We start from the raw sequence: 14,030 nt of genomic DNA on the forward strand, positions 1-14,030 counted from the left end.
GGACAAGGGGAAAGACTTGTTTCAAGTTCTCACCTCTTGTCCCCTTGTCCCCTTGTCTCCCCTGCTTCCCCTGCTTCCCCTACTCCCTTATTTCTTCAAAATGAAAGCGTTCCATGAAACGGCGGTCAATCCAATCTTTGTAACGCCACAAGAGTTTGTGAGGTGGTAAAGTGATCATACCTCGTGTTGCGATCGCTCGTCCGTCTCCCGTACCAATTAAACTCAAATATTGTTGCTGTGGTCTATAGGGTTTGAGCGGCTTACCTAATAAAATTCGCTGCAAATTCTCAAATAAAGGCTTACCTTGCCTAACAGCAAACACCCCAGCTTTTGGACGCGGATAATTTATCATTGTGGCAATGTCACCAGTAGCAAATACCTGCGGGTGTGTTTGAGATTGTAATGTGTCCTCTACCAAAATAAAGCCTTGCTCATCAGTTCCTAGTCCAGTGAGTTTTAACCACTCAGGTGCTGAAGCTTGTGTTACCCAAAAAATTTTATTACACTCTACAGTCAAACCAGATTCACATTTAATCTCAAATATTTCTTTAGTTTCCTTGTGGTTTATAGGTGCGATATTACACACAGTTTCTCCAAGATGGAGCTTAATACCTCGCTCAGTGAGAATTTGCTGAATTTGATGCCGCACTGATTGATGGTAATTGGGCATCAGTTCTTGTCCACGCTGGAATAAATGAACTTCCAGATTTTGAATTGGTTGTTGAGTTTGACGTAAAATCTGATCTAAATGAGATTGCATCGACAGCGCCAATTCTACACCGCCAGCGCCACCTCCCACGATCGCAATGCTAATTGGTTCTTGAGGATTTTTACCTACAGCCTCAATTAGTTCATCCCAATGTTCCAATAGCTGCGATACTGGTTTAGCTGCGATCGCATATTCTGCTGCACCTGATACAGATACTGTGGCCGGAGTGCTGCCAATATCAATAGACAGCACATCAAAATCTACCACCAGTCCGTTAGCACAGAGAACTTTGTGATTTTCTAGGTCTAGGGCAACTACTTTGTCAATATACAACTGGGCTTGAGCAAAGTTTGCTAAAGGTCGCAAGTCAATATGACATTCATCGTGGCTGTAAAATCCAGCAATGTGTCCTGGTAACATTCCAGAGTAGGCTGTCTTTTCGGCTGCGGTAATCAACGTCAAACGCACACCGGATAAAGGCTTTCTCCCAAACATTTTCAGGACAATCGCATGGCTGTGACCGCCACCAATCAGCACTAGGTCTTTAACTATCGGCTGTAAGTTTTGCTGCATTGAAGTACTTAATAACAATCCTATTTGAGTTAACTCAACTGTATTGCTTTATCATTAATGGTTTTTCATAAATGATTTATGACTGCTCTAAGTAGGTAGACATAATTCAATATAAAATAAACTCCTAGTTTGTAGTGAGCGATTTATCGCTCAGAGCAAGGATTATCAGGACTAAAGTCCTTACTACAAACTTTAAATTTATTTATGCCTAGATACTTATCACTAATTAGGTATCAATCAAAATCATCATGATTAGGGTTAATTGATTGTGAATAATGAAGAGTGGTGAGTACAACTAATGATTGAGGAAGGTAGGCAGCATATATGTTGATATCTACTTACTCAACATATATGTTTTATATTTTGTTTGTTGCATTAGCATATTCAAATACTGACCATGCATGAAACAATAGCATACAAGACTTAGTTTTTAACCTTACCTCGATCACTTAAAAATGTTGACAGTAATTATTAATGCTTTTCATAGCATAAAAAATATTTTACCGACAAATAACGGTCAGGTATCAAAAATATATCTGAAGATACATGCTTTTCAGAAAAAAGTTAATACAATTTCGAATTATTCGCCAAAACAACGTTTAAGAATAGCAATTGAACAACTAGGAGATAACACAAGAGAAACCAACTTAGCTGTAATTAATGATTTAGAGCGAATTGCCCATGACTTTCCACAGTATCACTGGATAATCATAGAAATTCTTACTAATTTTGTCCGAGAGAATGCTCCTTATATACCCCAAGCGGAAATAACGGGCAACCTGCCAACAAAAGTTCGTGTAGATATCCAAGCAGCCCTTACTGTTATCGCCAGAAGAGATATAAACAAAGACCCAGAAAATGAGCAACTTGATTTGAGTCACACGGATATGAGAGGAGCAAACCTAAATAGGGCGAACCTAGAACAGACAAATCTTTATCAAACTAATCTGTCTGGGGCTAACCTAACAGAAGCTAATCTCGCGGGAGCAATTCTCAGTGCAGCTAATCTAGAAGGCGCTAACTTATATTTAGCTAACTTAGAAGGGACAATTCTTAGTGCAGCTAATCTAAAAGGAGCTAACCTCAAAGGAGCTAACCTGCATTGTGCAAGCTTATATCTAGCTGGGCTGCATGGGGCAGTTCTCAATAATGCCATACTCGATGGGGCAAACCTCAGAGAAGCTAAATTCTCTGAGTAAAATATTAGTCCCGCAAGGTGAAAAAGTAAGCTTTTGAGCGATTTCAAATGATTGTTCAATTTTCGCCCTACTTTAATAGTATATTCGATGTCATTACCTAGTTAAATGGGTTGCATGTCACCTATTATAATTTTCTGCTAAGTGCTATACTATTTTTCCGCAACATCTAAGTAATAATTCTAGGTTGTAAGGAAAATTTTTACCATGTCTTCTAAAAAGACAGACGATCTGTTGAATTGGTTGATAACTATAACAGCTATATTTGGCTTCTCATTGACTGTAATTTTCTTCGTATTGTCCAGTATTAAAGAATTGTCAATTCAAGAAAAAATTCAGTATAGAAACCAAGCATTAACAACTACTGCAATAGTTTTTCTCGCATCGGCAGCAATATTTAATACTTATTATGCAGCAAAGCGTGCCCAAGCGATGCAGAAAAATGCGATCGCAGCTGAGAAAAACCTCGAAATTGGCATTTTGAATGCCAAACTAAATCAAGACAGATTGATTTCAGAACGCTTTATGGGGGCAATTGCCCAGCTTGGGCATGATAAAATTGAAACCCGAACAGGGGCAATTTATGCATTAGAAAGAGTTGCTCAGGATTTTCCTAAAGAACACTGGACAATCATGGAAATCCTCACTGCCTTTGTGCGAGAAAATGCACCTATCCAGCAGGTGAGGGTAGAGCAACAACAGTCGGAATATTCACCAGCACCTTACTCAGGTAGGCGTAGAGGTGGGTCGCGTCCGACACAGCAGTTGGAGCAAAACCTCCATGAAGAATTGCCAATAATCCGCACCGATATTCAAGCAGCCCTAACTGTCATCGGTAGGCGTAATTTACTCGAAGACCCAAAAAATCAGAAACTTGATTTACGTCATATCGACATCAGACGAGCAGACCTGCTAGGAGTTAATCTGCAACAAGCCGACTTACGTGGTTCTGACCTGAGTGGAGCAGACCTGCGTGGAGCCGATTTGAGTGAAGCTGACCTGAATGGCGCTAAACTCATTAAGTCTATTCTCTATGAAACCAAATTACCAAAAGCCAGTTTATGTGGAGCGAACCTCTGTTGGGCTAATCTCAACCGCGCTAATCTCTGTGGGGCAAACCTGCGTTCAGCCAACCTCTCTGGAGCAAGTCTGCGTGTAGCTAATCTGCAAGGAGCAAATCTCTATAAAGCTAACTTGCAACAAGCGACCCTGAAATTAGCCAACCTCTCTGGGGCAAAGCTGTTTTTAGCTAACTTGCAAGGAGCAAAACTCGGTAAAGCCAACCTGCACCTAACGGGTTTGATTGGTGCTAACCTTTCTGGGGCTAACTTGAATGGTGCTAACCTTTCTGGGGCTAACTTGAATGCAGCCAAACTCCACCAAACAGAAGTCTATTTTGCTAATCTCTCAGAAGCCAGCTTAACGGAAGCTGACCTGCATCAAGCAAACCTCATCGGAGCCAATCTGTATAAGGCGACCTTTTATCAAGCTAACCTGACTCAGGCAAACCTTATGGGAGCTAACTTCTCAGAAGCTGACCTCAGTGATGTCAAATTGGAAGGGACAATTTTAACAGGGGCTAAAAACTTAGAGTTGCAGCAGATTACAAAAGCACTTGGCGATCGCACCACTCGTCTACCGGATTATATAGAAGCGCCGACAGATTGGCGACAATCAGGTTGAGTTATCACAGCATCATTACTTATTTGGGCGCATTCTACCAGTTTCACTTAATGCTATAGTTTTTACCAAAAATCTTCGTAATAATTATTCTATGTACTCCTAATTAATTCATTAAACCCTCTCTCTTGTTCTTTCCTTTGCGGTAGCCTGCTACAAGCCGCTGCGTATCTATAGCAAGGGAATGGGGACTGGGGACTGGGGACTGGGTGAAAAGTCTTTTTGTGTCTAAGTTTTATCATCTGTTGATGTCCTAATCACCTTGGCTGTTGCTATAAATAAAAAAATAAATCGTCCCTTTTTGAAGCCGAAAATCTAGGACAAGAGCAGATTGAAAAGTTAATTGGCGATCACACAACAATCTTACCGGAAACTCTTCAACCACCTAAACATTGGAAAGCTTAAGTTTCACCCTTTGAACACCTCAAAGTTGAGCCTTTGAACCTGAACGTTGAGCTTCTGAACCTGAACGTTGAGCCTTTGAACCTGAACGTTGAGCCTTTGAACCTGAACGTTGATATTTTTAACGATACAAGGTTAGCTAGATTAACAGCAAAACCCAGCTTACTGCTATACCTTAGAAATATTCCCTAAGCAAGAGATAAAAGATAGGACAGGTGTCCTATTCTAGTCATTCTATGAGAATAGGAAAAGGAGATGCCTGTAACAAAGCGGCTGGAAAGTTTAGATTTAATTCGGGATCTTCGGCAGCAACTCAATCTTTCTCAAAAACAGTTTGCTGCTAAATTAGGGGTTTCATTTAAAACAGTCAATCGTTGGGAAAATAGGCATACAGTGCCTTCACGGATAGCCCTAAAACTAATAGAAGAAATGTTACACCAGATGGGTGAACCCGGCAAAAGCCTGCTGAACCAGTATTTTCCAGAAGCAGAGTAGAATTATGGCTTATAAAATGAGGGCACCTGAATCTAAAAACACCTTTGCTGGCGGTAGAGAAAAGGGCGCAATCATTCGGGAGCAACTGCTGTACTATGTTATTTCTTTGCTATCCGTTGCCTTAGCACTGGGGGGAACCCTGCTGCTTAATCCCTATCTTGCTCCAACGCCTGCTGCGCTGTTTTATGTTGCGGTGATGGTGAGTGCCTGGTACGGTGGCTTGGGCCCGGGGTTACTTGCTACCGTTTTGTCTACTTTGGCAATCAACTACTTCTTTTTTAAGCCACTCTATCCGCAGAATATTACAAATCTAAGTAGATTAGTACCATTAATTGTGTTCATGCTGGCAGCAGGGTTAATCAGTTCGCTCAACGAATCACACCGCACAGCCCAACGGAAAGTTGAAGCAAGTCTGAAGTCACTACGCGAAAGCGAGGCAAGGTTTGGTCGCTTAACAGAATCCAATATTATTGGGGTAATTGTGGCTGATCTCAACGGCTTAATCATTGAAGCCAATGATGCCTTTTTGCAAATGCTCAATTATACCCGCGAGGATTTGCGCTCTGGTCGAATCCGCTGGGGCGAGATCACTCCACTCGAATACATTGAGGTGAGTGAGCGATCAATTCAAGAACTTATGATTACTGGGAGTTGTAAGCCCTTTGAGCAGGAATACATCCGCAAAGACGGCTCTCTAGTTCCCGCCCTACTTGGCTTTGCTAAACAGGGAGATAGGACAATCATTGGTTTTGTGCTTGACTTGAGCGAACAGCAAGCTGCGCTACGCGAACGCAAACAAGCCGAAGCAGAAGCCCGGCATCGCACCCGCCAAGCAGAAGAAGCCCAAAGCATCCTGCAAATGCTCTTAGAACATGTCCCAGAGGGAATTACAATTACCGCCGGTCCCCCAGATTTCCCAATTATCGCCAACAGCAAACTCGCCCAAGAGCTTTTGGGCAAACCTAGTGAATCCCTTGTTGGCATGACTTCCAGCTACTACGCCCAGTCCTACGGTCTGTTTCTAGCTGATGGTGTAACGCGCCCTACCCCAGAACAATTACCTTTGTACCGTGCTACACGCTATGGTGAAACAATCCGCGATGAGGAGTGCATCATTGAACGTCCTGATGGAACCCGGATTACAGCCAGCGCTAATGTAGTACCCATTCTGGATTTCCAAGGTCAAATTATCGGTGCAATCAATTGCTGGCGGGATATCACCAACCGCAAGCGCATCGAGGAGGCGCTGCGGCAACGAGAAACAGAACTTCGCTTGATTACAGATACGTTGCCAGTTCTAATTTCCTTTGTAGATTCAGAACAACGCTACCGCTTCAACAACCGAGCTTATGAAGAGTGGTTTGGGCATTCGACGGCAGAAGTTTATGGAAAGCATCTTTGGGATGTTTTGGGTGAATCCGCTTATGAAGTAGTTCGTCCCTATGTGGAACGAGTACTTGCAGGAGAGCAGGTCACTTATGAAACTGAAGTTCCTTATAAAGATGCTGGCACACGCTACATTCATGCTATTTGTGTTCCTCAGTTTAATCAACAGGGAACCGTTGAAGGGTATGCGGCATTAATCACTGACATCAGCGAACAGCAAGCTGCGCTGCGCGATCGCAAACTTGCCGAAGCAGCGTTGCGTGAAAGTGAAGCCCGCTTTCGCCAGATGGCAGATACCGCTCCCGTGCTAATCTGGATGTCCGGCACTGACAAACTTTGTAACTACTTTAATAAACCCTGGCTAGATTTTACCGGACGGACTTTGGAGCAAGAGATGGGTAACGGCTGGGCTGAAGGTGTTCATCCTGATGATTTTCAGCGTTGCTTAGATACATACACCAATGCCTTTGATGCCCGACAAAAATTTCAAATGGAATATCGCCTCAGACGCAATGATGGCGAATACCGTTGGCTTTTCGATACTGGTGTGCCTCGGTTTGCACCAACAGGAGAGTTTCTCGGCTATATCGGCTCTTGTGTTGATATCCACGATCGCAATTTGGCAGAAGAAACGCTACGTGACAGCGAGGAGCGATACCGAATTTTAACAGAGGTGTCACCGCAGGCTATTTGGATGGGCGATAGCAATAGTGGTATTACTTATTGTAATCAATACTGGTTTGACTACAGTGGACTGACAATGGAGCAGACTGCTGGGTATGGCTGGATTGATATCATTCACCCTGATGACCGCGATCGCGTCTTTAAAACTTCGATGCAGGCTCTTGCTAACGCGACAAACTACGAAGTAGAAATTCGCTTCCGTCGAGTTTCTGATGGTAGCTATCGTTGGCATATTGTCCGGGGTTTGCCATTTCGAGATGCAGCCGGAGAGATTATCAAGTGGGTGGGCGTCGCCAGCGACATTCACGATCGCAAAGTTGCTGAAGCCGCCCTGCAACAACTAAACGAAATGCTGGAGCAACGGATTCAAGAGCGCACCATCCAACTCGAAGCCGCCAATAAGGAACTCGAATCTTTCTCCTATTCAGTCTCTCACGACTTGCGATCGCCCTTTCGCCACATCGCCGGATTTATAGAATTGCTTCAGAAGCGACATAGCTCAACAAGCTTAGATGAAACGAGTCAGCGCTATTTGAAAATAATTGCAGAAACTGCCAAACAAGCAGGAACATTAATCGATGAGTTGCTCACATTTTCTCGCATGGGGCGCACCGAAATGCGATACATCGACCTCAATATGGAGCAACTAGTGGAAGAAATAAAACGCGATTTGCAAACCCAAATCCCAGGGCGCAGAATCAATTGGCACATGGAGTCACTGCCAGAAGTGCAAGGTGACCCCTCCATGCTGCGGCTCGTTCTTCGCAACCTCATAGACAATGCCGTAAAATATACGCAGACTCGAAACCCAGCAGAAATTACTGTTGGCAGCACTGACAATGAAAACGAAGTTGTCTTTTTTGTACAAGATAACGGCGTAGGCTTTAATATGCAATATGTTCACAAGCTATTCGGAGTATTTCAACGCCTGCATAGCGACCCACAATTTGAAGGCACAGGTGTTGGATTGGCAAACGTGCAACGGATTATTCATCGGCATAATGGTCGAGTCTGGGCAGAAGCCATAATTGACAGTGGAGCCACCTTCTATTTCTCACTACCTAAGTTGACGAAGAAGGAGGGCGAATGAAAGAACTCAAGCGAATTCTGCTGATTGAAGACAGTGCCAACGATGCAGAATTAATATTGGCTGCCTTGTCGGAAAATAATCTTGCCAACGAAGTGGTGGTGGTACGTGATGGAGAGGAAGCACTAGATTATCTCTATCGCCGGGGGCTATTCCGGTTGCGAATGGAGGGGCATCCTGTAGTGGTGCTTCTCGATTTGAAACTTCCTAAAATCGATGGACTAGAAGTGTTGGCAGAAATAAAATCTGACCCAATCATGCGAGTGATTCCAGTCGTGGTATTAACTTCTTCCCGTGAGGAGCCAGACTTAGTTCGGTGCTACGAGTTAGGCGTTAATGCCTATGTCGTCAAGCCTCTTGATTACCATGAGTTTGCTGATGCTATCAAAGGTGTGGGACTGTTTTGGGCAGTGATTAATCAGCCACCCCTTGGCGCTCTACCTCCAGCACCTCATCGTCAACAGGAGAGGAACTGATGAATTTCCTCCGTTTCCTGCTTTTGGAAGACAGTCTGTTAGATGCAGAGCTTGTCCAAGTGATATTAACCGAAGGGGGAATTAATTGCGAACTAATCCGAGTTGAAACTGGTGCTGATTTCTTGGCTGCTCTGGAAAGAGAGACTTTTGATTTAATTCTTGCCGATTATGCCCTGCCTTCTTTTGATGGCATTTCTGCTCTGGAAATTGCCCGAAATCGCTCTCCAGAAATTCCTTTTATCTTTGTCTCTGCGGCGTTGGGTGAAGAATTAGCGATCGAAGCCCTGAAGAACGGTGCAACTGATTATGTGTTAAAGCAACGACTAGGGCGGTTAGTTCCCTCAGTGCAACGGGCATTACGGGAAGCCAAAGAACGCCGGGAGCGCCAGCAAGCAGAGGAGTCGCTACAGAAGAGTGAAGCCAAGTATCGCAGAATTGTTGATACCTCTTATGAGGGAATCTGGATGATTGACTCTCAATCACAAACAGAGTTCGTGAATCAACGGCTTTGTGAGATGTTGGGCTATCCGGCAGAAGAAATGCTCGGTCGTTCTATGTTTGATTTTATCGAACAGATTGATGGAGTAGCAGCCCAAGAGAAAGTAGAGTGGCACAAGGGAGAAGGGAGTGAGCTTAAAGAAGGTCGATTGCGCTGCAAAAATGGTTCGTACATCTGGGTACTGATTTCTGCTAGAGCTATTTTTAGTGAACAAAATGAGTTTTTGGGCGCGATCGCTATGCTAACTGATATCAGCGATCGCAAACGCACCGAATCAGAACGCGATCGCCTTTTGCAACTTGAGCAAAGAGCCAGGGAGGAAGCAGAGGCTGCTAACCGGATAAAAGATGAGTTTTTGGCGGTACTTTCCCATGAATTGCGATCGCCGCTGAATCCGATTCTTGGTTGGGCAAAACTATTGCAGAGCCGTAAATTTGATGATACATCGCTCAAAAAAGCCCTTGAAACCATTGAACGCAATGCCAAATTACAAGCTCAACTAATTGAAGACTTGTTGGATGTTTCTCGCATCCTTCAAGGCAAACTTAATCTCAACATGATACCAGTCAATCTGGCATCCACCATTGAAGCCGCAATGGAAACAGTGCGTTTAGCAGCAGAGGCTAAAACCATTCAGATTGAGACGATGCTTGATTTGAAGGGGAAAGTTTTGGGTGATTCAGCCCGCTTACAGCAAGTCTTCTGGAACCTTTTATCGAATGCTGTCAAGTTTACATCGGCTGGGGGAAAAGTAAATGTGCAATTGGAGTGTATCGACGCTCATGTGCAGATTACCGTCAGCGATACAGGTAAAGGCATTCACCCTGATTTTCTACCTCATGTGTTTGACTATTTCCGTCAGGGTGACGGTACAACAACTAGAAAGTTTGGTGGGCTAGGGTTAGGTTTAGCGATCGCTCGTCACTTGGTCGAGATGCACGGCGGAACGGTTTGGGCCCAAAGTCTTGGCGAGGATCAGGGAGCTATCTTCACAGTTAGGTTACCCCTGCTCAAGGAAAGTGCAACCATCGACGATGACCCGAATGATGATTCCTCAACTGCCGTTTTTGCCTCTTCTCCCCTGATGGGTATACAAATTCTGATTGTAGATGACAATGCTGATACCCGCGACTTTTTCAGCTTTGTCTTGGAACAGTTTGGAGCGATCGTCACCGCAGTAGCATCAGGAGATGAAGCATTACAAGCACTAACACAGTCAAAGCCAGATATCTTACTCAGCGATATTGGGATGCCAGAGATGAACGGCTATATGCTGATAAAACAGGTGCGTGCTCTGGAAGCAGAAGCAGGGGGAAAAAAGATTCCAGCGATCGCTCTGACTGCTTATGCAGGCGAAATCAATCAGCAGCAAGCACTTAAAGCAGGCTTTCAACAGCACATCGTTAAACCTGTAGCACCAGAAGAATTGCTTATGGCGATTTCCAATTTAGTCAAATGTGTTTAGGTGTTTATTATAAATCTGAGTAGTTATATAAACCTGATTAATGTTACAGTTTTTCAACTATTATTTACAGGTAATACAGGCGTTTTGAATTGCGTGAAATAGCTTCGTTTCATACAATTCAATGTTGTATCCCTACCGCTAAACCCCACAGTTCAGGGGATATTTGATAAATAAGTTGTCATAGATTTTATAAATGATCGCTATGAAGTAGATTCAGGGATCTGTAAAGTAGTTCCGTGTTTGTACGCTATCAGATATTTACAGATGCTCTTAAAATCGACCTAAATTTATTTACGTAAGGAGTCAGATATGAAGACTTATGACATGTCTTTCATAAAGGCAAATGGACTCACGACTTTGTTGGTATTGATCTCAATTATATTTATTTTTTCATTAACTCTAATTTTCTCATTTTTTGAAAATATTGCAGGATTTTCAAATCAAGAAAAACTAGAATATATTAATCAAGCATTAACAACTCTCGCCATAATCATTGGGGGATTGGCATTAATTATTAATGCTTACTATACTTCCAGACTCTCTTTTGGTGAAAATCAGAATGTGTTAACCAAATTCCTAGGTGCGACACTAGCTTGGGACAACAACCTCGTAACTGGCATTAATAACACCCAAAAAACTCTAGAAGAAATTGTTCCAGAACGTTTTTCTAAAGCAATTGAACAGTTGGGAAATGAAAAAATTGAAACGCGGTTTGCCGCAATTTATGCTTTAGAACGAATTGCCAAGGATTCTCACAAAGACCATTGGACAATTATGGAAATTCTCGCTGCTTTTATCCGCGAAAATGCCCCGGTGAATCCAAAATATGAGGACGAGTCACAGAACTTATCAAAACTTCCTACAGATATTCAAACAGCTTTGACTGTCATTGGACGACGTGATTCACATAAAGATCCGGTAAACCAGAAACTAGATTTACGCAATACAGACCTCAGTAATGCAGATTTAACAGACGCTAACCTCTCTAGGGCAATCTTCGTAGGCGCTAACTTGCAATGGGTCAACTTTACACGAGCAAATCTGTCTGAGGCAGACTTATCAATCACCTATCTTTGTGGGTCAATTTTCTATGAAGCCAACCTGCAAAAAGCAATCCTCCCAGAAGCCAATCTCCAAGGCGTAGTCCTCAGAAAGGCGAACCTTTCCAAGGCAATCCTTTATGATGCCAACTTGGAAGGGGCAATCCTTTGTGATGCCAAATTAGAAGAAGCAATCCTTTGCGGTGCCAACTTAGAAGGAGCAATTCTTTGTGATGCCAACTTGGAAAAAGTAAACTTTGAAGATAGCAACCTCCAAGATGCAAACCTGATTGGCAGTAACTTGCAAAACGCCAAACTTGCTGGAGCCAACTTAGAAGGTGTATTACTCAGTACAGCCAATCTCCAAGATGCTAACCTCCAAGAAGCTAACCTCTCTAGAGCAAACTTGAACGGCTGTGAAAACCTAGAATTACAGCAGATTGAACAGGCAATTGGCGATCACACCACAATCTTACCGGAAAATTTTAAGATACCCCAACACTGGAAGTATTGAAGGAAGCAGGAGGAAAACTGCCCTCTGTTCTTGATAAAAATCTCAGTTTCAGCATCTAAAAGTCAATTACACAGTAGGGGCACATAGCTATAGCTATGTGCCCCTACTGCGTTGAATTTAATACCTAAAACTAAAAAATTGCCAAAAACCTGATAAATATTCTCTATCAGCCTAAATTTTCTGCAATTTAAATCATTAACAATTATGAAACGCCGAGAGGTTCTCAACACAGCTGCGATCGCCACCGCAACTGCTGCTACCCTAGTTTCTTGTAGCCAAACTGGTAAATCCCCTAGTGTGCAAGCAGGGCTACCAAATATCCGTTGGCGCATGGCCACTAGCTGGCCCAAATCTTTGGGTACTTTTATCGGTGCAGAAACAGTTTCTCGGCGAGTTGAGGAAATGACCAATGGACGTTTCCAGATTACGCCCTTTGCCGCCGGAGAGTTAGTACCAGGATTGCAAGTCTTGGATGCTGTACAAGCCGGGACTGTTGAATGCGGTCACACATCTAGTTACTATTACATTGGTAAAAGTCCAGCATTAGCCTTCGCCACCTCCGTACCCTTCGGTTTAAACGCCCAACAGCAAAATGCTTGGCTTTATAACGGTGGTGGATTGGAAGCCATACACAAAATTTATACCAACTTCAACGTGATTAGTTTTCCTGCTGGTAGTACTGGCGCACAAATGGGGGGATGGTTCAAAAAAGAAATTAAGTCTATTTCTGATCTCAAAGGGTTGAAAATGCGAATTCCGGGATTAGGCGGAGAAGTTATGTCCCGCTTAGGGGTAAATGTGCAAGTATTACCTGGAGGCGAAGTTTATCTAGCATTGGATAGGGGAGCAATTGATGCTGCTGAGTGGGTAGGCCCTTACGATGATGAGAAACTCGGCTTAAATAAAGCCGCCCAATTTTACTATTACCCCGGATGGTGGGAACCAGGACCAACCTTGGATGTGTTAGTTAACCTAACTGCTTGGAATCGCCTACCCAAAGAATATCAGGAGGTTTTGAAGACAGCGACTATTGAAGCAAACTTGAATATGCTTAGTCAGTACGATTCTTTGAATGGGCAAGCAATGACACGGTTACTAGCTAGTGGTACAAAGCTAGTTCCTTACAGTCAAGATATTATGCAAGCAGCCCAAAAAATATCTTTTGAGTTGTTTGAAGAAAATGCCAGCAAGGATGTGGCTTTTAAACAAGTTTACGAACAGTGGAAAGCATTTCGACAGCAGATTTTTAATTGGAATCGCGTTAACGAATTAAGTTATGCCAATTTTGTCACTTCTAATAACATCAGGTAATTTATAAAATCTTTGCTTTTTTCTCTGCGTCTGTACGGTGCAAAAGTAATTTATTTAACCGTAGAGGCGCAGAGACCACACAGTAAAGAGAAATCTTTGCCAACAATTTTACCCGGACAGCACTAAGATAGACAGAATTAGGGTTACTTGACACCCGCATTATTCAGTATAAATTAATTTATTTATTACAAAAATATTGAATAGGTTTATGTAAATTATTGGAGGTTGCCCGAATTCAATAAACGACCGCCCGAATTCAATAAACGACTGCCCGAATTCAATAAACGACTGCCCGAATTCAATAAACGACTGCCCGAATTCAATAAACGACTGCCCGAATTCAATAAACGACTGCCCGAATTCAATAAACGACTGCCCGAATTCAATAAACGACTGCCCGAATTCAATAAACGACTGCCCGAATTCAATAAACGACTGCCCGAATTCAATAAACGACTGCCCGAATTCAATAAACGACTGCCCGAATTCAATAAACGACTGCCCGAATTCAAT

10 protein-coding genes are annotated in these 14,030 nt (G+C 43.0%); 8 read left to right on the plus strand and 2 right to left on the minus strand.

The window, feature by feature from the left end; all coding sequences use genetic code 11:
- Positions 1-79: 79 nt before the first annotated feature.
- Positions 80-1,282, minus strand: coding sequence for an FAD-dependent oxidoreductase (locus tag F8R90_RS07020; RefSeq protein WP_196510158.1), 1,203 nt, complete (start codon positions 1,280-1,282; stop codon positions 80-82).
- A gap of 455 nt (positions 1,283-1,737) precedes the next feature.
- Between F8R90_RS07020 and F8R90_RS07025 the strand changes: the two genes are divergently transcribed.
- From F8R90_RS07025 to F8R90_RS07060, 8 genes are all read left to right on the plus strand, one after another.
- Complete coding sequence (locus F8R90_RS07025) at positions 1,738-2,481, plus strand: pentapeptide repeat-containing protein (RefSeq protein ID WP_196510159.1); 744 nt, start codon at positions 1,738-1,740, stop codon at positions 2,479-2,481.
- Between the two features lie 204 nt (positions 2,482-2,685).
- The gene (locus tag F8R90_RS07030; RefSeq protein ID WP_196510160.1) at positions 2,686-4,161 is read left to right on the plus strand and encodes a pentapeptide repeat-containing protein; all 1,476 of its coding nucleotides are present in this window, start codon (positions 2,686-2,688) and stop codon (positions 4,159-4,161) included.
- 654 nt (positions 4,162-4,815) lie between these two features.
- On the plus strand, positions 4,816-5,055 hold the full coding sequence (locus tag F8R90_RS07035; protein WP_196510161.1) for a helix-turn-helix domain-containing protein: 240 nt from the start codon (positions 4,816-4,818) through the stop codon (positions 5,053-5,055).
- Positions 5,056-5,059: 4 nt separating this feature from the next.
- Positions 5,060-8,215 (plus strand): PAS domain S-box protein, encoded by a 3,156-nt coding sequence (locus F8R90_RS07040; protein ID WP_196510162.1) that lies wholly within the window; start codon positions 5,060-5,062, stop codon positions 8,213-8,215.
- Positions 8,212-8,688, plus strand: coding sequence for a response regulator (locus F8R90_RS07045; RefSeq protein ID WP_196510163.1), 477 nt, complete (start codon positions 8,212-8,214; stop codon positions 8,686-8,688). The genes F8R90_RS07040 and F8R90_RS07045 overlap by 4 nt, the downstream gene beginning before the upstream one ends.
- Positions 8,688-10,652: a hybrid sensor histidine kinase/response regulator gene (locus F8R90_RS07050; RefSeq protein WP_196510164.1), complete on the plus strand. Its 1,965-nt coding sequence runs from the start codon at positions 8,688-8,690 to the stop codon at positions 10,650-10,652. Before F8R90_RS07045 ends, F8R90_RS07050 begins: the two co-directional genes overlap by 1 nt.
- Positions 10,653-10,961: 309 nt before the next feature.
- Complete coding sequence (locus F8R90_RS07055; protein WP_230966171.1) at positions 10,962-12,206, plus strand: pentapeptide repeat-containing protein; 1,245 nt, start codon at positions 10,962-10,964, stop codon at positions 12,204-12,206.
- A 204-nt stretch (positions 12,207-12,410) separates the two neighbouring features.
- Positions 12,411-13,517, plus strand: a complete 1,107-nt coding sequence (locus F8R90_RS07060) for a TRAP transporter substrate-binding protein (RefSeq protein WP_190889916.1) — start codon at positions 12,411-12,413, stop codon at positions 13,515-13,517.
- Between the two features lie 159 nt (positions 13,518-13,676).
- Here F8R90_RS07060 and F8R90_RS07065 read toward each other — a convergent pair.
- The coding region (locus F8R90_RS07065; RefSeq protein WP_196510165.1) for a hypothetical protein at positions 13,677-14,030 on the minus strand (354 nt) is incomplete at its 5' end.

It is taken from the genome of Nostoc sp. NZL (genome assembly GCF_015714705.1).
Taxonomy (GTDB): domain Bacteria; phylum Cyanobacteriota; class Cyanobacteriia; order Cyanobacteriales; family Nostocaceae; genus Nostoc; species Nostoc foliaceum_A.